The sequence below is a fragment of the Salibaculum griseiflavum genome, assembly GCF_003129565.1.
Lineage (GTDB): Bacteria > Pseudomonadota > Alphaproteobacteria > Rhodobacterales > Rhodobacteraceae > Salibaculum > Salibaculum griseiflavum.
On the sequence record NZ_QETF01000040.1, the window covers coordinates 1 to 1437 of the forward strand.

Annotated in this window: 1 protein-coding gene; it reads right to left on the minus strand. The window is 61.3% G+C overall.

Going from position 1 to position 1437, the window contains the following annotated elements; genetic code table 11:
- Positions 1-55: 55 nt before the first annotated feature.
- Positions 56-1339, minus strand: coding sequence for an IS256 family transposase (locus DFK10_RS16155; protein ID WP_109390065.1), 1284 nt, complete (start codon positions 1337-1339; stop codon positions 56-58).
- Positions 1340-1437 lie beyond the last annotated feature (98 nt).

The window sequence follows — 1437 nt, forward strand, 5'->3', positions numbered from 1 at the left end:
GGGAATGTCCCGCTTGATGTTGAAACTTGCCTGAGTGGCGCAGCTTGATGCGAGGTTATGCGGCGTCCTTGATCTGGTCAAGCTGGTCCTTTTGGCGGTGGTCGATAAGGGCCTGCTTTAGGATTGGCAGCTGCTTGTAGGCCTTGAGGCGCCGGAAGCCCTTCTTGGCTTCGAACATTCCCGCGGCGGTCCAGCGCAAGGCCATCTTGGCATTCCGCCAGCGTTTTACATTCCGGCAAACCTGCCGGATGACGCTGTTCATGGACTCGATGATATTGGTGCTGGCCAGTGAGCGTCGGAGTTCAAGCGGCAGTCCCAGCCTGACCACGGTGAGGATTTCCTCGAGCCCTTCCAGGATCGAGCGCGAGACATCGGGGGCCTCCTGCTCGAAGCGCCGTGCGAGATTGCGGATCAGGCGTTCGGCCTTCACGGCATCGTCCATCTCCCAAGCCTGCTTCAAGGCGCGGCGTACAGCGGCATGATGCTTGGGAGCGAGGCGGTCGGTGATGTTGCGCGCCTTGTGGACCTGACAGCGCTGGATCGGGATGTCTGCACCAAAAGTCCGGCGCAGCGCCTTGCTCAGCGCCTTGGCCCCGTCCACGATGAACAGGTAGCAGCCCTCGGGGTTCACGCCACGCTCGATCAGATTATCGAGCAAGGCTTGCACCGTTGCTGCGTTCTCGGTCGCCCCCTCGACGACACCCAGAGGGTGCTTTTGCCCGGAAACTTCGATCCCGACAGCGCCAATCATCAGCAGGTGGTCGTTCAGGTGCAGCCCGTCGATCTGGATGGCGACCAGGTCCAACTCCGACAGATCAGAGGCCATCCATTCATCGAACTTCGCCTGCGTCAACGCCTTGAAGCGGCGCGATACCGCGGATTTGGACAGGCCACTTCCCGCCTTCGCGGGCACACCGGCCTCGGGCAGCCGAACGGCACGCCCAAACTTGCGCGTGGCCATGTTCATCACCATCAGGTTCACGGCCCATTGGTCGAGATACCCGCCGGCGGCGATCTCCTCCCAACTCGGGAGCGCCATTTCCCTGCCCGTCCCCTTGCTGCGTACGCGCGGGCGCTCGACATCGATCTTGCCGCCGTGAAAGCCCGCCTGGGATTTCGTGTGACCCCAACGGTAGCCGGGTTTATCAGAGCAATGCTCATAGCGATCCCCCGCCAACCGGGCCACGTCTTCGTTCATCATCTGCGTCAGGCTTTCAATGCCCGCCATCAGGCAGAATTGCTCGAAACTCTCCGTCAGCGCGCCATAGGCGTCCTCGACAAGCGAAGACTCGTCGGGCGCGGTGGCCAGCGCACTGGAGGATGTGGTAGTCGTCTTCATGGTGTTGCTTCCTTTTTGGTTTGATCACCCCGAGCCTACGGCTCAGGGGAAGCAACGCCACCCTTTTTCAAAGTTTCAACATCCGTCGGGACATCCCC